16 protein-coding genes, 1 tRNA gene and 2 rRNA genes (1 of these 19 only partly in view) are annotated in these 22376 nt (G+C 57.5%); 11 read left to right on the top strand and 8 right to left on the bottom strand.

The genetic code is table 11. The features are described from left to right. The 4 genes from VZC39_RS20645 to tcdA form a co-directional block, all read left to right on the top strand. Positions 1-2508, top strand: a 23S ribosomal RNA gene (locus VZC39_RS20645); it begins 381 nt to the left of the window's first position. 119 nt (positions 2509-2627) lie between these two features. After that, a 5S ribosomal RNA gene (gene rrf / locus VZC39_RS20640) occupies positions 2628-2742 on the top strand. 95 nt (positions 2743-2837) lie between these two features. Continuing rightward, positions 2838-2914, top strand: a tRNA-Asp gene (locus tag VZC39_RS20635). Positions 2915-3078: 164 nt separating this feature from the next. Beyond that, positions 3079-3885, top strand: coding sequence for a tRNA cyclic N6-threonylcarbamoyladenosine(37) synthase TcdA (gene tcdA, locus VZC39_RS20630; protein ID WP_434664791.1), 807 nt, complete (start codon positions 3079-3081; stop codon positions 3883-3885). A 95-nt stretch (positions 3886-3980) separates the two neighbouring features. Here tcdA and VZC39_RS20625 read toward each other — a convergent pair whose 3' ends face one another. Next, positions 3981-4418, bottom strand: coding sequence for a SufE family protein (locus VZC39_RS20625; protein ID WP_349920404.1), 438 nt, complete (start codon positions 4416-4418; stop codon positions 3981-3983). 13 nt (positions 4419-4431) lie between these two features. Next, entirely contained in the window at positions 4432-5652 is a 1221-nt protein-coding gene (locus VZC39_RS20620; protein ID WP_349920403.1) for an aminotransferase class V-fold PLP-dependent enzyme, read from the bottom strand. A 152-nt stretch (positions 5653-5804) separates the two neighbouring features. On the opposite strand from VZC39_RS20620, the gene rep reads away from it, so the two are divergent. Beyond that, entirely contained in the window at positions 5805-7817 is a 2013-nt protein-coding gene (rep, locus tag VZC39_RS20615) for a DNA helicase Rep (RefSeq protein WP_349920402.1), read from the top strand. A gap of 37 nt (positions 7818-7854) precedes the next feature. On the opposite strand, the gene VZC39_RS20610 is transcribed toward rep, so the two are convergent. From VZC39_RS20610 to VZC39_RS20590, 5 genes are all read right to left on the bottom strand, one after another. Beyond that, positions 7855-10131: a putative bifunctional diguanylate cyclase/phosphodiesterase gene (locus tag VZC39_RS20610; protein WP_434664789.1), complete on the bottom strand. Its 2277-nt coding sequence runs from the start codon at positions 10129-10131 to the stop codon at positions 7855-7857. A gap of 84 nt (positions 10132-10215) precedes the next feature. Further along, positions 10216-10668: a c-type cytochrome gene (locus VZC39_RS20605; protein ID WP_349920400.1), complete on the bottom strand. Its 453-nt coding sequence runs from the start codon at positions 10666-10668 to the stop codon at positions 10216-10218. 194 nt (positions 10669-10862) lie between these two features. Beyond that, complete coding sequence (tdh, locus tag VZC39_RS20600) at positions 10863-11888, bottom strand: L-threonine 3-dehydrogenase (protein WP_349920399.1); 1026 nt, start codon at positions 11886-11888, stop codon at positions 10863-10865. A gap of 90 nt (positions 11889-11978) precedes the next feature. Beyond that, a complete protein-coding gene (locus VZC39_RS20595) occupies positions 11979-13169 on the bottom strand; it encodes a glycine C-acetyltransferase (RefSeq protein ID WP_434664787.1) in 1191 nt (396 codons plus the stop codon). Positions 13170-13348: 179 nt separating this feature from the next. Beyond that, complete coding sequence (locus tag VZC39_RS20590; protein WP_434664785.1) at positions 13349-13993, bottom strand: TetR/AcrR family transcriptional regulator; 645 nt, start codon at positions 13991-13993, stop codon at positions 13349-13351. A gap of 156 nt (positions 13994-14149) precedes the next feature. On the opposite strand from VZC39_RS20590, the gene rfaD reads away from it, so the two are divergent. The 6 genes from rfaD to VZC39_RS20560 all read left to right on the top strand — a co-directional run bounded on the left by rfaD (position 14150) and on the right by VZC39_RS20560 (position 21147). Next, the gene (rfaD, locus tag VZC39_RS20585) at positions 14150-15109 is read left to right on the top strand and encodes an ADP-glyceromanno-heptose 6-epimerase (protein ID WP_434664783.1); all 960 of its coding nucleotides are present in this window, start codon (positions 14150-14152) and stop codon (positions 15107-15109) included. 86 nt (positions 15110-15195) lie between these two features. Beyond that, a complete protein-coding gene (locus VZC39_RS20580; protein WP_434664781.1) occupies positions 15196-16317 on the top strand; it encodes a glycosyltransferase in 1122 nt (373 codons plus the stop codon). A gap of 95 nt (positions 16318-16412) precedes the next feature. Next, complete coding sequence (locus VZC39_RS20575) at positions 16413-18173, top strand: glycosyltransferase (protein WP_434664779.1); 1761 nt, start codon at positions 16413-16415, stop codon at positions 18171-18173. 6 nt (positions 18174-18179) lie between these two features. Next, positions 18180-19391, top strand: a complete 1212-nt coding sequence (locus tag VZC39_RS20570) for an O-antigen ligase family protein (protein ID WP_434668532.1) — start codon at positions 18180-18182, stop codon at positions 19389-19391. Beyond that, positions 19388-20065: a glycosyltransferase family 25 protein gene (locus VZC39_RS20565; protein WP_349920392.1), complete on the top strand. Its 678-nt coding sequence runs from the start codon at positions 19388-19390 to the stop codon at positions 20063-20065. The genes VZC39_RS20570 and VZC39_RS20565 overlap by 4 nt, the downstream gene beginning before the upstream one ends. Continuing rightward, positions 20065-21147 (top strand): glycosyltransferase family 9 protein, encoded by a 1083-nt coding sequence (locus VZC39_RS20560; RefSeq protein ID WP_434664778.1) that lies wholly within the window; start codon positions 20065-20067, stop codon positions 21145-21147. Before VZC39_RS20565 ends, VZC39_RS20560 begins: the two co-directional genes overlap by 1 nt. On the opposite strand, the gene VZC39_RS20555 is transcribed toward VZC39_RS20560, so the two are convergent. Then, complete coding sequence (locus VZC39_RS20555) at positions 21098-22162, bottom strand: glycosyltransferase family 9 protein (RefSeq protein WP_349920390.1); 1065 nt, start codon at positions 22160-22162, stop codon at positions 21098-21100. The two genes, VZC39_RS20560 and VZC39_RS20555, sit on opposite strands and share 50 nt — an antisense overlap. Between the last annotated feature and the right edge of the window lie 214 nt (positions 22163-22376).

The following is a 22376-nucleotide window of genomic DNA, read 5'->3' as shown; positions in this document are numbered from 1 at the left end:
ACATCCTGTCTGAACATGGGGGGACCATCCTCCAAGGCTAAATACTCCTGACTGACCGATAGTGAACCAGTACCGTGAGGGAAAGGCGAAAAGAACCCCTGTGAGGGGAGTGAAATAGAACCTGAAACCGTGTACGTACAAGCAGTGGGAGCCCTTCGGGGTGACTGCGTACCTTTTGTATAATGGGTCAGCGACTTACATTTTGTAGCGAGGTTAACCGTATAGGGGAGCCGTAGGGAAACCGAGTCTTAACTGGGCGTCTAGTTGCAAGGTGTAGACCCGAAACCGGGTGATCTAGCCATGGGCAGGTTGAAGGTTGAGTAACATCAACTGGAGGACCGAACCCACTAACGTTGCAAAGTTAGGGGATGACCTGTGGCTGGGGGTGAAAGGCCAATCAAACTCGGAGATAGCTGGTTCTCCCCGAAAGCTATTTAGGTAGCGCCTCGGACGAATACTACTGGGGGTAGAGCACTGTTTGGGCTAGGGGGTCATCCCGACTTACCAACCCCATGCAAACTCCGAATACCAGTAAGTAATATCCGGGAGACACACGGCGGGTGCTAACGTCCGTCGTGAAGAGGGAAACAACCCAGACCGCCGGCTAAGGTCCCAAAGTTCTGGTTAAGTGGGAAACGATGTGGGAAGGCTCAGACAGCTAGGATGTTGGCTTAGAAGCAGCCATCATTTAAAGAAAGCGTAATAGCTCACTAGTCGAGTCGGCCTGCGCGGAAGATGTAACGGGGCTCAAACCAGGCACCGAAGCCGCGGATTCACGCTAAGCGTGAGTGGTAGGGGAGCGTTCTGTAAGTCTGCGAAGGTGTATCGAGAGGTATGCTGGAGATATCAGAAGTGCGAATGCTGACGTAAGTAACGATAAAGGGGGTGAAAAGCCTCCTCGCCGGAAGACCAAGGGTTCCTGTCCAACGTTAATCGGGGCAGGGTGAGTCGACCCCTAAGGTGAGGCCGAAAGGCGTAATCGATGGGAAGCAGGTTAATATTCCTGCACGACTTGTAATTGCGATGGGGGGACGGAGAAGGCTAGGTGGGCCAGGCGACGGTTGTCCTGGTGAAAGTGCGTAGGTGGTGTTTCTAGGCAAATCCGGAGACACAACACTGAGACACGAGACGAACGCACTACGGTGCGGAAGCCATTGATGCCCTGCTTCCAGGAAAAGCCTCTAAGCTTCAGATTACAAGTCATCGTACCCCAAACCGACACAGGTGGTCGGGTAGAGAATACCAAGGCGCTTGAGAGAACTCGGGTGAAGGAACTAGGCAAAATAGAACCGTAACTTCGGGAGAAGGTTCGCTCTTGATGGTGAAGTCCCTTGCGGATGGAGCTGTCGGGAGTCGCAGTGACCAGATGGCTGGGACTGTTTATCAAAAACACAGCACTCTGCAAACACGAAAGTGGACGTATAGGGTGTGACACCTGCCCGGTGCCGGAAGGTTAATTGATGGGGTTAGCGCAAGCGAAGCTCTTGATCGAAGCCCCGGTAAACGGCGGCCGTAACTATAACGGTCCTAAGGTAGCGAAATTCCTTGTCGGGTAAGTTCCGACCTGCACGAATGGTGTAACCATGGCCATGCTGTCTCCACCCGAGACTCAGTGAAATCGAATTCGCCGTGAAGATGCGGTGTACCCGCGGCTAGACGGAAAGACCCCGTGAACCTTTACTACAGCTTGGCACTGAACATTGAACCTACATGTGTAGGATAGGTGGGAGGCTTTGAAGCGATGACGCCAGTTGTCGTGGAGCCGTCCTTGAAATACCACCCTTGTATGTTTGATGTTCTAACGCAGGGCCCTGAATCGGGCTCGCGGACAGTGCCTGGTGGGTAGTTTGACTGGGGCGGTCTCCTCCCAAAGAGTAACGGAGGAGCACGAAGGTTGGCTAATCCTGGTCGGACATCAGGAGGTTAGTGCAATGGCATAAGCCAGCTTAACTGCGAGACGGACAGGTCGAGCAGGTACGAAAGTAGGTCATAGTGATCCGGTGGTTCTGAATGGAAGGGCCATCGCTCAACGGATAAAAGGTACTCCGGGGATAACAGGCTGATACCGCCCAAGAGTTCATATCGACGGCGGTGTTTGGCACCTCGATGTCGGCTCATCACATCCTGGGGCTGAAGTCGGTCCCAAGGGTATGGCTGTTCGCCATTTAAAGTGGTACGCGAGCTGGGTTCAGAACGTCGTGAGACAGTTCGGTCCCTATCTGCCGTGGGCGTTGGATGATTGAAGGGAGTTGCTCCTAGTACGAGAGGACCGGAGTGAACGAACCTCTGGTGTTCGGGTTGTCACGCCAGTGGCACTGCCCGGTAGCTAAGTTCGGAATCGATAACCGCTGAAAGCATCTAAGCGGGAAGCGAGCCCTGAGATGAGTCATCCCTGACCCCTTGAGGGTCCTAAAGGGCCGTTGGAGACCACAACGTTGATAGGTGGGGTGTGTAAGCGCGGCGACGTGTTGAGCTAACCCATACTAATTACCCGTGAGGCTTAACCATACAACACCCAAGAAGTGTTTCTGGCCTTGTAGCAAGTGCATGAACTACTCAAATTCAGTGATAGCGACGAGCCAAGAGCGACATCGTTATTCACGTCAGCTTTCTAGATTAAGAATTTGCCTGGCGGCCATAGCGCCGTGGAACCACCTGATCCCATGCCGAACTCAGAAGTGAAACGCGGTAGCGCCGATGGTAGTGTGGCATTCGCCATGCGAGAGTAGGACACTGCCAGGCACCCAATTAAACAGTTGTGCACACATTGCGCGATTGGCTGCGAGGATGACACCTCAGATAAGCGGCAAAAGATTTAGCGAAAGCTAACCGAATGCGGAGCGGTAGTTCAGTCGGTTAGAATACCGGCCTGTCACGCCGGGGGTCGCGGGTTCGAGTCCCGTCCGCTCCGCCACTACTTAAGAAGCCCAGTCTAACGACTGGGCTTTTTTTCGTTTCAGCTATCTGAATCTGCCTTGTAAGCCTAACCCTTCATTCCCCGTACCCACCCTATCCTATCCGATGATGTCGTAGGTCGCCGTTGCCGCTATAATGGCCGCCCTCAAGCAAGGTGGTGGTATGAAAGCAGAATATCTACAGCGATTCGGGGGCATTGCCCGTCTTTATGGCCAGCGCGCGCTTGGCTCTTTCAGTCAGGCAAGTGTCTGCGTGGTGGGCATAGGCGGTGTGGGCTCCTGGGCGGCGGAGGCACTGGCCCGTGCCGGTATCAACCGGATCATCCTGATCGATATGGATGACATCTGCATCACCAATACCAACCGCCAGATCCACGCCATGCAGGGGACTGTTGGTCGTCTCAAGACCGAGGTGATGGCGGAGCGTATCCGTGCCATCAACCCGGATTGCGAAGTGACCGAGGTGGATGACTTCGTGACTGCCGACAACCTGGCCGAACATATCAAGAAAGAGTTCGACTATGTGGTGGACGCCATCGACTCGGTCAAGGCCAAGGTAGCGCTGATCGCCTTCTGTAAGCGCAACAAGATACCCGTGATCGTGGCGGGTGGTGCTGGCGGGCAGATGGACCCGACCCGGATCACCGTCGCCGATCTCGCCAAGACCATTCAGGATCCGCTGGCGGCCAAGGTGCGCTCTGACTTGCGCCGTCTGCATAACTTCAGCAAGAATCCGGCCCGCAAGTTCGGGGTGGAGTGCGTCTTCTCCACCGAGCAGTTGAGCTACCCGGATGGCAATGGCGGTACTTGTCAGGCCAAGGCAGCCAGCGATGGCAACATGAAGATGGATTGTGCCTCCGGCTTTGGCGCCGTGACGCCGGTGACGGCCACTTTCGGCCTGGTGGCTGCATCCCGGGTGTTGAAGAAGATCGCCGAACGGGGCGCCCGAGCCGAGAAATCCGTCGAGTAGGTTTGCAGACAACGCAGAAATAAAGAGAGCGCCCAAGGGCGCTCTCTTTATTTCTAGTGGTGCTCTTTATTGTGGTATTTGGTATCAGCCAGCTATCAGCTATCAGCCAGTGCCACTATGCCCTGCACTATGGCTCTGAGGCCGTTGCCCCGCGACGGGCTCAGGTGTTTCTCCAGCCCCAGTTCGGCAAAGTAGCTATCCATATCGAACGTCTGAATAGTCTCAGCACTTTGGTGATTGAGCGCCGCCAGCACGATGACGATCAGCCCGCGCACGATGCGGGCATCGGAGTCACAGGCGAAGTGCCAGCAGCCATCCTCGCACTGTTCTCCTTTCAGCCAGGCCTGGCTCTCGCACCCCTTCAGGCGGTTCTCTTCGATCTGCCACTCCATGGGCAGGGCAGGTAGCAGCTTGCCGAGCTGGATGATGAGCCGGTACTGGTTCTCCCAGCCCTTGGCTGCCGCAAACTGCTGACGGATGCTATTTGCGTCGGGCTCAACGCCTATCCGGGTATAGGTTGCGAGACTGTTCATTGGATGATCTGCCTTAGAAGAAGTCACAGAGTTTGTGCAGGGCGGCCAACAGGGTATCCACGTCGTTCTGATCGTTGTAGCAGGCCAGCGATACGCGCAGGGTACCGCCGACCCCGAGGCTCTCCATCAGCGGCATGGCGCAGTGATGGCCGACCCGCAGCGCTATGCCCTGCATGTCGAGCAGAGTGGCGGCATCCTGAGGATGGATCTCGTCCAGCAGGAAGGAGACGGCGCCGGCGCGCTGCCTGGGCGCGCCGACAAGGCGCAGGCCCGGAACCTGTTGCAGTCCCATCACCAGATAGTCGGTGAGGACCGCTTCGTGGCGGATCAGTGCGGCTCTGTCCAGATCCGCGATGAAGTCGATGGCGCTGGCGAGGCCGATGGCACCGGCGATATGAGGGGTGCCCGCCTCGAACTTGAAGGGCAGGATATTGAAGCTGGTGCCTGCAAAACTGACCCTGTCGATCATCTCGCCGCCGGCCTGCCAGGGGGGCATGCGCTCCAGCAGGTCGGTACGACCCCAGAGCACGCCGATCCCGGTGGGACCATAGAGTTTGTGGCCGGAGAAGGCGTAGAAGTCACAGCCAATCTCCTGTACATCCACGTCGAGGTGGGCCACCGCCTGGGCACCGTCGATCAGGGTCAGGGCACCCACCGCCCTGGCGGCTGTGACTATCTCCTTGACCGGGTTGACGGTGCCGAGGGCATTGGAGACATGAGCCACGCTCACCAGTCGGGTGCGCGGCCCCAGCAGGCTCTGGTAGGCATCCATGTCGAGATCGCCCCGCTCATCGAGGGGGATGACCCGGATGAGGGCATCGGTGCGCTGGGCGACGAGCTGCCAGGGGACGATATTGGCATGGTGCTCCAGGGTGCTGAGGATGATTTCATCCCCCGGTTGCAGCTCGCTCAGGCCCCAGCTCTGGGCTACCAGATTGATCGCCTCCGTGGTGCCCCGGGTCCAGATCACTTCCTGCGGGCGAGGAGCGTTGATAAAGCGGGCGACCGTCTCGCGGGCAGCTTCGAAGGCGCGGGTGGCACGGCCGCTCAGGGCGTGGGCGGCACGGTGCACGTTGGCGTTGTCGGTGCTGTAGTAGCGCGCGATCGCGTCCAGCACCCGCTGCGGTTTCTGGGTAGTGGCAGCGTTGTCCAGATAGATCAGGGGATGGTCGTTGACCTTCTGCGCCAAGGCCGGAAACTGGCTGCGCAGCCCGGCGTGTTGTTGCTGGTTCATGCTCCCCTCGTCATCTGCTGGAAAAGTCGGTCATGATCCTGAAAATGGTGGCCAAACACAAGGCGAAGTGATGGGGTCTGCGCGTGGTTTCGGCTGCCCGCGGGATCTCTGTTACAATGCCGCCCCTCATCATAAGCCAAGAGATCCGGCCCATGAAGCTCAACCCCAATCAGAACGAAGCGGTCAAGTTTGTCTCCGGCCCTTGCCTGGTGCTGGCGGGCGCCGGATCGGGCAAGACCCGCGTCATCACCAACAAGATTGCCTACCTGGTGCAGCAGTGTGGTTATAACGCCCGCAACATTGCGGCGGTCACCTTCACCAACAAGGCGGCGCGGGAGATGAAGGAGCGGGTGGGCCAGACCCTGGGCCGCAAGGAGGCGCGAGGGCTCATGGTCTCCACCTTCCACACCCTGGGACTGGATATCATCCGCCGCGAGCACAAGAGCCTGAATCTCAAGGCGAACTTCTCCCTGTTCGACGACACCGATCAGCTGGCGCTGCTGAAAGAGCTGACCGAGGCCGAGCTCGACAACGACAAGGACAAACTCTCCGCCCTCATCACCCAGATCTCCAACTGGAAGAACGATCTCATCCTGCCTGCCCGCGCCATGCGTATCGCCCGCGGGCCGGAAGAGGTGCTGATGGCACAGCTCTACGAGCGCTATCACCGTCAGATGGTGGCCTACAACGCGTTGGATTTCGACGATCTCATCGTGATGCCGACCCTGTTGCTCAAGAACAACGAAGAGGTGCGCACCCGCTGGCAGAACAAGATCCGCTACCTGCTGGTCGATGAGTATCAGGATACCAACACCAGCCAGTACGAGCTGGTGAAGCAGATTGTCGGTGAGCGGGCCCGCTTCACCGTGGTGGGGGACGACGACCAGTCCATCTACTCCTGGCGTGGCGCCAAGCCGCAGAACCTGGTGCTGCTGAACGAGGACTTCCCGAGCCTCAAGCTGATCAAGCTGGAGCAGAACTACCGTTCCAAGGGGCGTATCCTGAAGTGCGCCAACATCCTGATCGCCAACAACCCCCATGTGTTCGACAAGGCACTCTTCTCCGAACTCGACTACGGGGTGCCGGTCAAGGTGCTGTTCGCCAAGAACGAGGAGCACGAGGCGGAGCGCATCGCCGCCGAGCTGATGGGCCACAAGTTCATGAACCGCACCCGCTTCAAGGACTACGCCATCCTCTATCGGGGCAACCACCAGTCGCGCATCTTCGAGAAGGCGCTGATGACCAACCGCATCCCCTATCGCATCTCCGGGGGGACCTCGTTTTTCTCCCGCACCGAGATCAAGGACATCATGGCCTACCTCAAGCTGTTGGTGAATCCGGACGAGGACACGGCGTTCTTGCGGGTGGTCAACCTGCCGCGTCGGGAGATAGGCCCTACCACCCTCGAGAAACTCGGCCAGTACGCGAACCAGCGTGGCAAGAGTCTGTTTGCCGCCAGCTTTGAGTTGGGGCTGGAGCAACATTTGTCAGGCCGCGGTCTGGTCGCCTTGCAGGCCTTCACCAACTGGCTGGTGCGACTCGGGGACGAGGCCCAGCGCGGCAATGCGGTGGAGGCGGTGCGGGACATGATCAAGGAGATCCACTATGAGGAGTGGCTCTACGAGACCTCACCCAGCCCCAAGGCGGCGGAGATGCGGATGCAGAACGTCTCCACCCTCTATCGCTGGATCACCGAGATGCTGGAGGGGAACGAGCTGGACGAGCCCATGACTCTGCCCCAGGTGGTGACCCGACTCACCCTGCGGGACATGATGGAGCGCAACGAGGGGGAGGATGACGCGGATCAGGTGCAGTTGATGACGCTGCATGCCTCCAAGGGGTTGGAGTTTCCTTATGTCTATATGGTGGGGATGGAGGAGGGTCTGCTGCCACACCAGACCAGCATAGATGAAGATAACGTGGAGGAGGAGCGGCGCCTCGCCTACGTGGGCATCACCCGCGCCCAGACCGAGCTCACCTTCACCCTTTGCAAGGAGCGGCGTCAGTACGGGGAGTCGGTGCGGCCCGAGCCGAGCCGCTTCCTGCTGGAATTACCCCAGGACGACCTGGAGTGGGAAAACCAGAAGAAGGTGACCGCCGAGGAGCGCCAGCAGAAGGGGCAGGTCGGGGTTGCCAACCTGCGGGCCCTGTTTAAAAAGGATTGAGTGCCAAAAGGGCTGAACGCGATGGTTGAAACCTGCGTCAAGCCATGCCCGCCTGACCCAGCAGGGGGGTGATGTCGGCCCCCGGCAGAGGGGGCGAGATGTGGCGGCCCTGTCCCATGGCGCAGCCGAGATCGATCAGTTTCTGCAACTGCTGGGGACTCTCGATGCCCTCGACCACCAGGGTGAAGCCAAGATCCTGGCAGATGTCCCGCATGGCCCGGATCAGCGCCAGATCCTTGGGGGAATTGAGCATGCGATGGGTGAAGCTGTCATCCACCTTGATGTAGTCCACCGGGAAGTGGAACAGGGCATTGAGGGAGGAGAAGCCGGTGCCGAAGTCATCCAGGCTGATCTGGATCCCCTTGGCCCTGAGTTCATGCAGGGCGGTGAGGGAGTCGGCACTCTGGCGCGACAGCTCTCGTTCGTTGAACTCGAAGATGAAGTAGCCCGGCATGACCCCCTCTTCCTCCATGATGTTGACCAGCTGCAGGATATGCTCCCGGCTGGCCAGATGCTTGCCTGACAGGTTGAGGGCGACCTTGAAGCGACCGGGGCCGGACACCGGCAACCAGCGCTTGAGCTGCTGGCTGGTGCGGCTGAGGATCTGTCTGTCCAGCTCCTGGATGAGGCCGCACTGCTCCGCCAGCGGAATGAAGTCGAAGGCGTCTTTCAATTCCCCCTCCTCCGTGATCCAGCGGGCCATCACCTCCAGCGCCGTCAGGCAGCTGTCTTCGAGCCGGATCACCGGCTGGAAATAGGGCACTATCCTGCCTTCCCGCAAGGCTTTGGCGAGCCGCTCCTCCGGTGACCCCGCACTCTCCTTGCACGCCTCCGAGTAGTTGACGATGCGGCTGCGGCCGTTGCGCTTGGCCTGATACATGGCGAGATCCGCCTGATGCAACAGCTCGCTGACATCGTTGATCTGCTCGGAGACGCTGGCCACCCCCAGACTGACGGTGATGCTGAGCTCGTTGCCCTGCAGCCGGAACGGATGGGCGATGCGGCCGATCAGGCGGTTGAGTACCGGGCTGACATCCTCCTCTTCCTGGCTGTTGTCCAGGTAGATGACGAACTCATCTCCCCCGAGCCGCGCCACCATGTCGTTTTGCCGGATGCAGCTCTGCAGGCGTTTGCCGATCTCCTGCAGCAGTTGATCCCCTGCGCTGTGGCCGAGGGCATCGTTGATCTGCTTGAAGTGATCCACATCGAGGAAGATCAGGGTGAAGCCGGCCGTCCGGTAGCGGCGAAAACGGGTCATGGCGTGATGGAGATGATTCATCAGCAGGGCCCGGTTTGGCAGCATGGTCAGGGGGTCGTGCAGCGCGTTGAACTGCAGCCGACGCTCCAGCTCCTGATGCTGCTTGAGCTGCTTCTGCAACCTCAGGTTGGTCTGGCGCAACTGCTGCAGCCGTCGGTTGATGGACTCCTCGGAGTTGAGTTCATCCAACTGATGCCTGACGCGTTTCAGTTCCAGCAGCAGGGTCAGCTGATGGCGCAGAAAGTCGAGGAACAGCCGGTCGTCGGCTTCCAGGGGATGAGGGGTGTTGATGATGAGGTGCGCGAAATATTGCTGTTGCTGACGCAGGGGCAAGCTGTACCAGTACATGCCCTGCTCGCAGCGCTCGACGCCGTTGGTGCTGTGGCACAGGCCCCGGATGAAGTCAGCCGGGTGGGCAAGTTGTGCCGGGTAGAGCGTCTCCAGCCGTTGGCTGCCCTGATGAACGAGCAGCATGTCCTGGACGGCCAGCATCTGGCGCAGCACGGCTTCAAGCTGGGAGAGCAGAGCGTGTTGGGGCAGGCTGTGGGCCAGCCGCATGATGCGACTTATTTTCTCTATCTTCTGCTGCCAGTGGGGATCCCGCTGCATGAGGGGGGAGGCCTGCCCGGCTAGCTGGGTACCCGTCTGGGTTTCGTGCAGCCGCTTGGCCAGACACTCCAGCAGCAGGCGCAGGGTAGGCATCTGCTCCGGGGTCGAGCGGGCCAGCAACCACTGTACCTCGACGTGTTCCACGGGTTGCACGCACCAGCCCTGCTGTTCGTCGAGCTGGGTCAGTTGCTCCGTGAGACGGGGCTCTTCCCGTCCCAGCCACTGCTTGAACGTCTGGGGGAGCCGCTCTTCATACAGCCAGTGCACGCCGCCGTCGGCCAGGCCCAGCATGGCAAAGTGCTGCAGGGGGCAGAGTTGGTCGAGCTGCTGCACCAGGCGGCCATAATCCTGTGCAGAGGCGGCGCCGGGGGCGGGGAAATCCATGATGGAAGAGACGGTCGCCAGCAAGGGCGTGGCATCGTGCGGTACGGCTGGCTGAACGGACATGCAACACTCCCGATTGAACGTACCTTCAAGGGTAGCCGGAAGTAGACAGATTGAAAGGGCTACAATAGGAGCCCTTTCAATTACTTAGAGCTTATCGATCATGTAGTGGATGGCATTCTCGAGCTCTTCATCGCTACAGGCGGCGCAGGTACCCCGAGGTGGCATCATGCCGGTCTTGCCGGTGAAGCCCTCGATGGCGTGCTTGCGCAGGGTGTCAAACCCCTGGGCGATGCGAGGCTCCCAGGCGGCCTTGTCACCCCGCTTGGGGGCACCGGCAGCGCCGGTATCATGGCAGGCGAAGCAGGCACCCTTGAACACGGTTTCCCCGTCACGGGGGCCAGAGGAGGCAGCGGCCGCGGGGGCGGCTGCCGTGGCTATCCCTTCCAGATCCTTGGCGGTATAGACCTGACCGACAGGGGCGATGCGCTCGGCGATGGCCTCTGGCGACATCTCATCGGCGGCAAACGTGGCGCCGGACAGGCTGATGGCCGTGACACCGACAGCCCATAAATAGCTCAGTTTTCTCAACACGCTCATCCACTCCCAGCTGGTTCTTATTATCCCTAGAAAACGACGGGATTATAACCGAATAGTTACAGCCATTTAAACGCTTGTGTGTGAAGTGTTAAGCAATCTGTGAAGAAAGTTTCGACAGCGAACGAGGGGATCGACGGAGCGCAGGCAAAAAGAAACCCGGCGCTTGCCGGGTCTCTGGGGGTAAGGTCTTCACATCAATCCCAGTTCAGGATCACCTTGCCGGACTGACCCGAGCGCATGGCATCGAAGCCTTTCTGGAAATCATCGATGTGGAAGTTGTGGGTGATGATGGGGGAGAGATCCAGGCCGGACTGGATGAGGCTGGCCATTTTGTACCAGGTCTCGAACATCTCGCGGCCATAGATGCCCTTGATGAAGAGCCCCTTGAAGATCACCTTGCCCCAGTCGATGGCCATAGTGGCGGGGGGGATGCCGAGCATGGCGATTTTGCCGCCGTGGTTCATCTTGTCGATCATGTCCTGGAAGGCGCTGGGCACGCCGGACATCTCCAGCCCCACGTCGAAGCCTTCGGTCATGCCGAGCTCGGCCATGACATCGGAGAGCTGCTCCTTGGCCACGTTGACGGCGCGGGTCGCGCCCATCTTGCGGGCCAGCTCCAGCCGGTATTCGTTGACGTCGGTGATCACCACGTGGCGGGCACCCACGTGACGGCAGACGGCCGCGGCCATGATGCCGATGGGACCGGCGCCGGTGATGAGCACGTCTTCCCCTACCAGATCGAAGGAGAGCGCCGTGTGCACGGCGTTGCCGAAGGGATCGAAGATGGCGGCCAGCTCATCGGGCACGTTGTCCGGCAGCTTGAAGGCGTTGAAGGCCGGGATCACCAGGTACTCGGCAAAGGAGCCGGGACGATTGACGCCGACGCCTATGGTGTTGCGGCACAGGTGGGTACGACCGGCACGGCAGTTGCGGCAGTGGCTGCAGGTGATGTGACCCTCGCCGGAGACGCGATCGCCGACCGCGAAGCCACGTACTTCCTGACCGACGGCGACGACTTCGCCTACATATTCGTGACCCACCACCATGGGGACCGGGATGGTCTTCTGGGACCACTCGTCCCAGTTGTAGATGTGGATGTCGGTGCCACAGATGGCGGTCTTGCGGATCTTGATCAGCAGATCGTTGTGGCCGAGTTCCGGGGCCGGGACATCCGTCATCCAGATGCCGACTTCTTTCTTCAGTTTGGAGAGTGCTTTCATGACAGGGTTCCTCAGGGCACTTGGCCGAAGACAGAGGGTAATAAAATGGGGCCCAACCTTGGCCCCCGTTTTAATCAATCAGCCATGGGCTCAGATCACGCCCAGTTCGCGGCCGATGCGGATGAAGGCATCGATGGCCTTGTCCAGCTGCTCGCGGGTGTGGGCGGCGGACATCTGGGTGCGGATGCGCGCCTGGCCCTTTGGCACCACGGGGAAGGAGAAGCCCACCACGTAGATGCCGGCGGCCAGCATGCGGCTCGCCATCTCGGCGGCCAGTTTGGCATCCCCCAGCATGACCGGGATGATGGCGTGATCGGCACCGGCCAGGGTGAAGCCGGCGGCGCTCATGCGGGTGCGGAAGTAATCGCTGTTCTTTTTCAACCGGGCGCGCAGGGCGTGGCCCTCGGCCAGCATGTCGATCACCTTGATGGTGGCGGCAACGATGGAGGGAGCCAGGGAGTTGGAGAACAGATAGGGGCGGGAGCGCTGACGCAGCCAGTCGATCACCTCTTTCTTGCCGGAGGTATAGCCGCCGGAGGCGCCACCGAGGGCTTTGCCCAGGGTACCGGTAATGATGTCGACCCGATCCAGCACGTCGCAGTATTCGTGGGTGCCACGACCGTTCTCGCCGATGAAGCCGACGGCGTGGGAGTCATCCACCATGACCAGGGCGTCGTACTTGTCCGCCAGATCGCAGATGGATTTCAGATCGGCAATGACGCCGTCCATGGAGAAGACGCCGTCGGTGGCGATCAGCTTGAAGCGGGCGCCATCGGCGTTGGCCTGCTTGAGCTGGGCTTCCAGCTCGGCCATGTCGTTGTTGGCGTAGCGGTAGCGTTTGGCCTTGCACAGCCGCACGCCGTCGATGATGGAGGCGTGGTTGAGTGCATCGGAGATGATGGCGTCTTCGGCACCGAACAGGGTCTCGAACAACCCGCCGTTGGCGTCGAAGCAGGAGGAGTAGAGGATGCTGTCCTCGGTGCCGAGGAAGTCAGACAGCTTCTGCTCCAGCACCTTGTGCTGATCCTGGGTCCCGCAGATGAAGCGTACCGAGGCCATGCCGAAGCCGTGGCTGTCCAGCCCCTGATGGGCGGCGGAGATAAGCTCGGGGTGGTTGGCCAGTCCCAGGTAGTTGTTGGCGCAGAAGTTCAATACCTGCTCGCCGCCCACCGAAATCCGGGCCTGCTGGGCCGAGGTGATGACGCGCTCCTGCTTGTACAGGCCTTCCGCTTTGACCTGTTCGAGCTGCTCGGTCAGGTGACGATAGAATCCGTTAGACATCCTCGGTCCTCATTCGCTGTGTTAGCTGTGTCGTTCCGGGTCTGCCTGTGCCGGCCATCTGGCCGTTGCCGCCTTCATGATGAAACGCCAGCAGACCCTGGAGTGGGCGAGATTTTACTGCAACCTCTGCTCGTTAATTCAAATTATTGTGCTGATATTCAACAATTGTGAAACAGATCTCACCCAGCTGGTTGGGCCAGCTGGTGGTAGTGTTGTTCCAGCTGGCGGATCTGATCCGACACCAGGGGCTGCACATAGGGGCGCAGCAGGAAGAGTACGCGCAAGACCCCTTGATACAACAAGGGCTTGGTGATGCGGGTGGCGGGGGCCTGGGCTATCTGGAAGGGGATCCAGCAGGTCACCACCATCTTGATGGTCTGGCCAAGATCTGGCAGGTCATCGTCGCTGACGGTAATGATGCCGCCATCACGCAGGCTGCGAAGCAGGGCCTCCACGGCGGCCCTGAGCTGCTCCTGGGCCTTGAGATACTTCTGCTGCAGGGGGGCGTCGCGACTCAGAATGTCCGGCAGGTTTGCGTAGAAGAAGCGGAACTGCCACATCAGGTAGAAGATGGCGTCCAGGTAGCCCATCAGGTCTTCCAGCTTGATATCGTGGCTGCGAGCCGGAGTAAAGCTCTCGCTCAGGTGGCGGGCATATTGATCGAAGATGGAGTGGATGATGTCTTCTTTATTGCGAAAGTGGTAATACAGATTGCCCGGGCTGATGCCGAGATGGGCGGCAATGTGGTTGGTGGTGATGTTGCGTTCACCCTGATCGTTGAACAGCTCGGTGGCGCTGTGAATGATCCTGTCTCTGGTCTTCATCGCTGATCCCTCTGCCGGGCCCCTGCCGGGGAAAGTCATCGAGGTCGAATCCCCTTGCGGCCCGTGATAAACTTTTCGGCAATTTCAAATTGGCTCACTATACACAGCTTTAACAGGCAGTCACACGTGGCCATCAACGTATGCGAGGCAAACTCCATGATCGTAGTAACTGGCGGCGCTGGCTTTATCGGCAGCAATCTGGTCAAGCAACTCAATGCCATGGGACGCACCGATGTGGTGGTCATCGACGATCTGACCGACGGCACCAAGTTCGTCAACCTGGTCGACCTCACCATCGCCGATTACATGGACAAGGATGAATTCCAGGCGCGGATTGTCTCCGGCGACGAGTTCGAGGAGTGGGATGGCGGCATCGAGGTGATCTTCCACGAGGGTGCCTGCTCCGCCACCACAGAGTGGAACGGCAAGTTCATCATGGAGGTCAACTACGAGTACTCCAAGGATCTGTTCCACTACTGTATCGAGCGCGAGCTCCCTTTCATCTACGCCTCCTCCGCCGCTACTTACGGCGGGCGCAACGACAACTTCATCGAAGATCCCAAGTTCGAGCAGCCCCTCAACGTCTACGGCTACTCCAAGCAGTTGTTCGATCAGTACGTGCGTCGCCTGATGCCGGAGATAGACTCCCAGGTCGTTGGCCTCAAGTACTTCAACGTCTACGGCCCGCGTGAGCAGCACAAGGGCTCCATGGCTTCCGTCGCCTTCCACCTCAATACCCAGGTGAAACTGGGTGAGAACCCCAAGTTGTTCGAAGGTTGTGATGGCTTCCCGGATGGCGGTCAGATGCGCGATTTCATCTACGTGGACGACGTTTGCAAGGTGAACCTGTGGTTCTGGCAGAACCCGCAGCACTCCGGCATCTTCAACTGCGGCACCGGCCGCGCCGAACCTTTCCAGAATGTGGCGGAAGCGGTGATCAAGCATCATCAGCAAGGCGCCATCGAATACATCCCCTTCCCGGATCACTTGAAGGGTCGCTACCAGAGCTTCACCCAGGCCGACCTCACCCGCTTGCGCGGTGTCGGCTATGATGGCGAGTTCAAGACAGTGGCCGAAGGCGTGGCCGATTACATGGCCTGGCTAAACCGGGTTTGATGTCATTTTTTCAGTGACAAGGGCTACCCCTATATCGGGTAGCCCTTGTATTCTTTGTTCACGCCTTAAATTATGTGATTTCAAGTATGAAGAAAAAAGTGCTGTTCGTGATGAAAACCCTGGAGGGCGGAGGGGCCGAAAAAGTACTGGTCAACATACTCAATCATCTCGATGAAGCCAAATATGAAATAACCTTGCTGTTGCTGAAATATGAAGGAGTTTACCTGTCTTCATTGCCGAGTCACATCAAGGTGAAATATTTGCTGGGGCCTGAGCCTACGGGCTTCCTGCGTCGTGGAATCATCTATTCCATGAAGAAGCGCTGGTATTCCCTGATCCTGGCCAAGCCATGGCTGGCCAATATGCTGCTTCCCGACTATTACGATGTGGGTGTCTCATTTCTAGAAGGAGATGCCAGTTTGTTGCTCTCCTATCTCAACGGCCCTCAGAAAAAAATAGCTTGGGTTCATATCGACCTTGAACGGCACCACACCTTGCCGAGGGAGATTGAAAAGGTGGTGTACGAGCGGATGGATGAGGTCGTCTGCGTGTCGGAAGGTGTCAAGCAATCCGTACTGAATCTCCATCCTGCCCTCGAGAGCAATATTTCGGTTATTTATAATCCGGTTGATATTAACCATATCGCATTCAAAGGCCAGGAATGCATCAAGGTCGGTGATGGCTTGAATGTGCTGGCGATTGGACGATTGTTGAACTCACAAAAGGCCTTTGATCTGTTGCTGATAGCCCATCATCGGAATATTGCAGCAGGGCTGAATTATCATCTCACCATTCTTGGTGAGGGCTCGGATAGAGAGGGATTGGAAAAATATATTCAGGAGCACCAATTGGGCGCTCACACCAGCTTGTTGGGTTTTCAGGACAATCCTTATCCATATATAGCTGGCTGTGATCTCTTCGTGATGTCCTCTCGCTATGAGGGCTACCCGGTCGTTCTGGTTGAAGCCATGACACTGGGCAAGGCGATTGTCTCGACGGATTGTACCGGGCCGAAAGAGGCTCTGCATGATGGTGAATTTGGCTACCTGGTCCCCGTCAATGACGTTGATGCCCTGGCCGAGGGGATAAGGACCCTGTTGGAGGATGAGGAGGTCCGCGACCGCTACGCCAGTCTATCCAGGCAGAGATCCGATATTTTTAGCTTCAGACGAAGCATGATGGATGTCGAGCGCTTGCTAGATTCCTAATCCTCCGTTGCTTGTACCTGTTCGGCCACCGTTACCAAAGAAGTGTGGTTTTGTGGCAGAGTGGATGAGCAGTCTTAGTCGTGAGCCGAATAACTATGAATATATTGATGGCACTCTCCCAGCTTGAAGTGACGGGCGCCGAGGTTTATGCCACCACGGTGGGCAACGAGTTGACCCGCCGTGGCCACAACGTCTTCTACGTTTCTGACACCCTGACCAAGCCGACCCAGGGGCCTGTTTTCAAGCTGCGCTTCAACAAGCGCAGCATCTTGCGCCGCTTCTGGCATGTGTTTTACCTCATCTATCTCATCAAGAAGCATCACATCCAGCTGGTGCATGCCCACTCCCGAGCCTCCGGCTGGAGCAGCTACGTGGCCTGCAAGCTGACCGGCACGCCGATGATCACCACGGTTCACGGCCGCCAGCCGGTGCATGCATCGCGCAAGGCATTCCATGCGCTGGGCTACCGGGCGGTAGCGGTATGCGAGGACATCGCCCATCAGATCATCGACAACCTGGGCGTGGATCCCGCCAAGGTACAGGTGCTGCGTAACGGCATTGAAACCGACAAGTTCCAGCCTGTCTCTGCCCCCAACAATCCCAAACCGGTGATCGCCATCATAGGACGGCTGAGCGGTCCCAAGGGCGAGCTCTGCTATCGCTTGCTGGATGAGGTGCTGGACTTGGATGCCTGCCTGGTGCGGGTCGTCAGTGGCACTCAGGTGCCGGAGCGCTTTGCCCGTTTCAAGGACAAGGTTGAATTCGTCGGCTATGTGGACGATGTCCCTACCTTGTTGGCAGGTTGCGATCTGGTGATCGGGGCTGGTCGGGTGGCGATGGAGGCCTTGCTCTGTGGCCGTCCTGCCTTTGCCATCGGTGAGGCCAAGGCCATCGGGCTGGTGGATGAATTCAACCTGGACGAGGCGCTGGCCAGCAACTTCGGCGACATCGGTCCGAAGGATCTGGCGATCGATTTTGCCGCACTGAGAGCTCAGATTGTCTCGGCCCTTACCTGTACCGGCGTGCCCGATCCCATTCGCCAGCGTATCCATCAGGAATATGACCTGCAGGGCGTGGTGACGGGGCTTGAGTCCATCTATCAGGATGCCGTGGTGGAGACCTTGCGCCGTGAGGTGCCGGTCATCATGTATCATCGTTTCATCGAACATGAGAGCGAGAAGGGGGTGCATGGCACCTGGCTGCCCATCACCATGTTCGAAAAGCACCTCAAACTGATGAAGTGGCTCGGCTACGAGACCCTGACCTTCAGGGACTTTGCAGACAAGGGATTTATCCACCGTCTGCAATACGGCAAGAAATATCTGGTGATCACCGTCGACGACGGTTATCGGGACAACCTGACCCGCATGCTGCCACTGCTTGAAAAATATGGTTACAAAGCCGTGGTGTACATAGTGACGGGTGAAGATCACAATCGCTGGGACGTGGAGCATCCGACCCACCCGGACAGGCCGGTATCCCTGATGAATAGCGACGAAATTCGAATGTTGGGGGCATCTGAGCATATCGAGATCGGGGGTCATACCTTGACCCACCCACGTCTGAGCCAGCTTACCCCCGAGCAGCAGGCACACGAGATCCAGGCCAACAAACAGAGACTGGAGCAGTTGCTCGATCATTCACTCATCACGTTTGCCTACCCTTACGGGGATCTGAATGACAGTGCTAAAGCTCAGGTAACGGCTGCGGGTTATCGCTATGCTGTGGCTACCAACAGTGGCCCCAAAGCCATGCATCAGGATCCGCTCCAGATCCGCCGAATCGCCATCTTCCCCCGTACCGATATGTTCGGGCTGTGGCGAAAGATCCGTGGCAACTATGTGTTCAGGAAATAAGACTTGATGTTGATTAAGCCTCGTAAACTGCTCGATAGAGCAACGACCACTGTTTATGCACTGACCATCATGTTTGCCTTCTGCGGACTTTTCCTGGTTCCGTCTGGTCAAAGCATTCTATCCAATCTGCTGGTGGTATCAGGAGTGTTTGGTCTGCTGAATTATTTCGTGGGAGGCAACAGGGATGTCTTCTTTATCGATCGTCGTCTGCTATGGGCATTTATGTTTTATGCGGCGATAATCTTGCTTAACAGGGTTGTGCATGGTGATCAATATGGCATTATGCGAGGCCTGTTCTACGTGTCAATATTCTCTCTGATGATGCCCAAGAATAAAATAATACTCTCTCTGGGTTGGGTCGCGATTGTCGCTGGGGGAATTGGATTAGGTTTATTGAGTGTCTGGCAGTTCAAATCTGGGCTGATAAGAGTCGAAGGGTTTACCAACGCCATACTTTTCTCTCAGGCCGCACTGATTCTTGCCATATTAAATTGGTGTGCTTTCAGTCAGTCAAAAGAAAATGATATAATAAAATACATTGCCCTGTTTTCCATGATGTCCTCTATTGTTGCACTTTATTTCTCTCAGAGTCGGGGGGTGTGGCTGGCGTTGGGGGGCGTGATTATTATACATGTCATATACAAGGGCTTTCATAAGCCTGTTAAATATACCATTATTGCTCTCTTGCTGGCAGCCTCGATGGGTGGGATATATCAAACCAATACAATTGTGCAGGATAGAGTCGCCGATGCTGCCTCGGATATAAGAGGGATAGAAGGTGGGACTTATTACTCCTCATGGGGACTGCGAGTCGTTGCATGGGAGAGTGCGTGGCTAGGTTTCTTGAACTCACCGATCATCGGTGTCGGTACTGATGGCTTTACTGCGGTCAAAGAGCAGCAAGTTGCACAGGGCTTGGTATCCCCCTTGGTAATGGATCCGGCGTTAGTACATGCACATAGTCAATATATGCAGAATCTGGTGGTTAGGGGGCTTATCGGAATATTTGGTTTGCTGATTTTCATCTTCTACCCGATGAAGCTGCTGGTAGAGAAAACTGGCTGGGGATCTCTCTATATGATGATCCCACTGTCTATTTCTATTTGCGCATTCAGCGATGTCCCGTTTGAACATCAAAATGTACTCTATCTATATTCACTGAGTCTTATTTTTGCTTGGTGTGCGACAGAATTCACTATTAAAGAGAATCAGTCATGATCCCAGTCTTTGTCATCAGCCTTCTTAGAAGCCATGATCGCCGCCATTTTATCGATCAGCACTTGGGTGGTCGGGCTATCGACTTCGCATTTTTTGATGCCGTAGACGGAAAGTCATTGTCAGAAGATGAATTGAAAAAAGTGGATTTCCCCATGGCCAAGCAGTTTTGCGGTCACGACCTGAGTCTGGGGGAAGTTGGCTGCGCCATGAGCCATATCCGTATCTACGAGATGATGGTCGCCAGGAATATTGAGCGCTGTGTCGTGCTGGAAGACGATATCTATCTGCACAGCAACTTCAAGTCAATCCTGTCAAAAGCAATATCCGCCAGCCAGTCTGATATTATTTTCTTGCACCATGGCAAGGTGAAATCTTGGCCATGGATGAAGAAAATGCCGGAAGGATATCGCCTTGCCAGCTATATCTCACCGAGCCGCAACTCCAAGCGCGGAATCATATCGACGGCAGGATATATATTGACCTTGTCTGGCGCCAAGAAGCTGTTGAGCAAAGCCTACCCCATCCGGATGCCGTCTGATTATCTGACGGGAAGATTGCAGCTCAACGGCCTGACGGCTTCGGGGATTGAGCCCTGCTGCATGGATGTCGGCCTGTTCGATACCACTATTGATGACCGCAATTACGGCCCCCATGTGGGTGGTGAAGGGGCGTGATGGTGATAGGCTACCTTCAACTGCTGCGTGATCGGGTGCGTAGGGCCTTGGGCATCTTCTTGTTTGACAAGAAGATGCCGTCCGGTATCCAGGGGGAGATCCACCATATATTGGTGGTGCGCTGGGATGCCAAGCTGGGGGACTCCTTCATCTCCTCCTTTTTCTTCCGGGAGATAAAAAAGCTGCCGGGTAACAAGAAAGTAACGGTTATCACGACCCCAGCCCTGGCCAGCCTGTATCGGGATTGCTTTGGTGTCGATGAGGTCATCGAGATCAACAAGCGGCCCGGCTATGGTGCCATCAAGAAGATGGCCGCAGCCATTCCCCATGTCGATCTGGTGATACACCTCACCGAGGGGATGAAGATGAAGGATCTCTATCTCCTTCACCGGCTCTCTCCCACCCACGTTGCCTCGCTCGATGACAGCATCGGGCGTGTGAATATCAAGCTGTCCAAGGCGACGGCCGGTCTGCTGTTCCAGGATAAATACCGCTATCTGCTCTCTCTGCTGGGGGCTAAAGAGGTGGATCAGCAGTACATCATCCCGGTGGCGGGGAAGGGCAATGTGACCTCGCCCTGTGAGGGGCTCATCCTCATCAATCCCTTTGGCAGCACCCAGTACAAGTCCTTCTCCCACGACAAGGTGGTCAGCTTGCTGCAGACGTTGGGAAGGGAATTCGCGGATCACCGCTTCGGTGTACTGTCATCCCCGGCGACGGATACCGTGGCGAGAGCCATGGTCAACGCCTGTTCAACTAGCAATGTGATGCTGGTGGAAGGCGTATTGACGATAGATGATGCTATCTATTGCGTGCAGAAAGCGAAGGCTGTGCTGTCAGTGGATACCGCCATAGTGCATATCGCTGTCGGACTGCAAAAGCCGCTGGTAGCCATCTATCCACGCCACGGCGAAACGTTCAACCAGTGGCTGCCGACCAGCACGCCGCGGGTCCGGATCCTGTTCAGCGATTCCCCTGGTCTGAATGCCGACATGAACAATGTCGATGACAGGGCCGTCTGCGAGGCGCTGTCTAGTCTGCTGTCTGTGACTGAACCAGCAGAGCCGCGAGCCGCTGAATGACCAATTCTGGCGTAATTGAGCGGAACAGGGCCTCATCGAAGGCGTCCTTCTCCTGAGTCGGCAACTGATAATCTGCCCCCTTGGCATCGAAGATATCGATGGCCTGATAGCGGGGGTGGTTCACCGGGTTGGCGATGATCTTGTCGCCACCCGGGGCCACTATGGTCAGCAGCGGCAGGCCGATGGCTTGGGCCATGTGCCGCGGGCCGGTGTCGTTGCCGACGAACAGCTGGCAGTGGGCGAAGAGGCCGACCAGCTCCCGTACCGAGCGGGTCTGGATATGGTCAAACACGCTGGCTTGCAGCGTTTCTGGTAGCAGTGGCTTGAGGCCCCGGTTGTACTCTTCTTCCCCCGGGCCGCAGTAGATCAGGATCTGGGCGTCGTGCTCCTCGATGAGCCAGCGCGCCACCGCCGCAAAACAATCGATGGGCCAGCGCTTGTAGTGACCGAGGGAGTTGACGCCCATGGCGATGAGGGGCTTGCTCAGATCCACCCCGGCCGCCTGCAGGCTCTCGCGTCCCTGTTGCTTCTCCGCATCACTCAGCCAGAGATAGTAGTTGCGATCCTCTTGTGCTAGTCCGAGGGGTTTTAGCAGTGAGAATCTGTCGTCAACCAGGGTACTGTTGCCCTGATGTTCTGTGTCTTTGCGAAACCGCACTATGCGATTGTGGCCGAGTCGCCAGGGGAAGGAGTCAAAGCCGATGCGCAATCGGGCCCCGGACAGCAGGCAGGTCAGCAGGCCAATCATCTGGCCCTGGCTGTTCACCACCACGTCGTAGCGCTCGCGTCGAATATCAAGCAACACGTCTTTCATATAGCGCCATTCGTTGCGGCGCTTCTTCTCGATGACGATCAACCTGTCGATATTCGGGTTGCCCTCTGCCATGCCCGCGCAGTAATCCATCACCAGATAGTGCACTTCCCCAGCGGGATCATGCTGCTTGAGGTTGTTGCACAGGGCGGTGGAGATCAGTACGTCCCCTATCTGTTTGGTTTGTACTACCAGGTATTTCATGGAGAAGGCCTCGATGGAGGTCGGGTGGTTCGTGAGCCCGACAGCATATCGCACTCATTGGTCAGATGCTGCCGCGACGGTGTGAAAATCCGATCACCGGCACTGTGGTGACCAGATTTATTTAATCGGTGCGGGGAGATCCGCCACGCAGGGCGGGTTGATGCAGCGACATGTAAAAAGGCACGACCCCGGGTCGTGCCTTTTGTCGGCTATA

Source organism: Aeromonas sp. NJAU223 (assembly GCF_051125555.1).
GTDB classification, from domain to species: domain Bacteria; phylum Pseudomonadota; class Gammaproteobacteria; order Enterobacterales; family Aeromonadaceae; genus Aeromonas; species Aeromonas veronii_G.
Note: the sequence above shows the minus strand (reverse complement) of the source record. Positions and strands in the feature narration are given on the sequence as shown.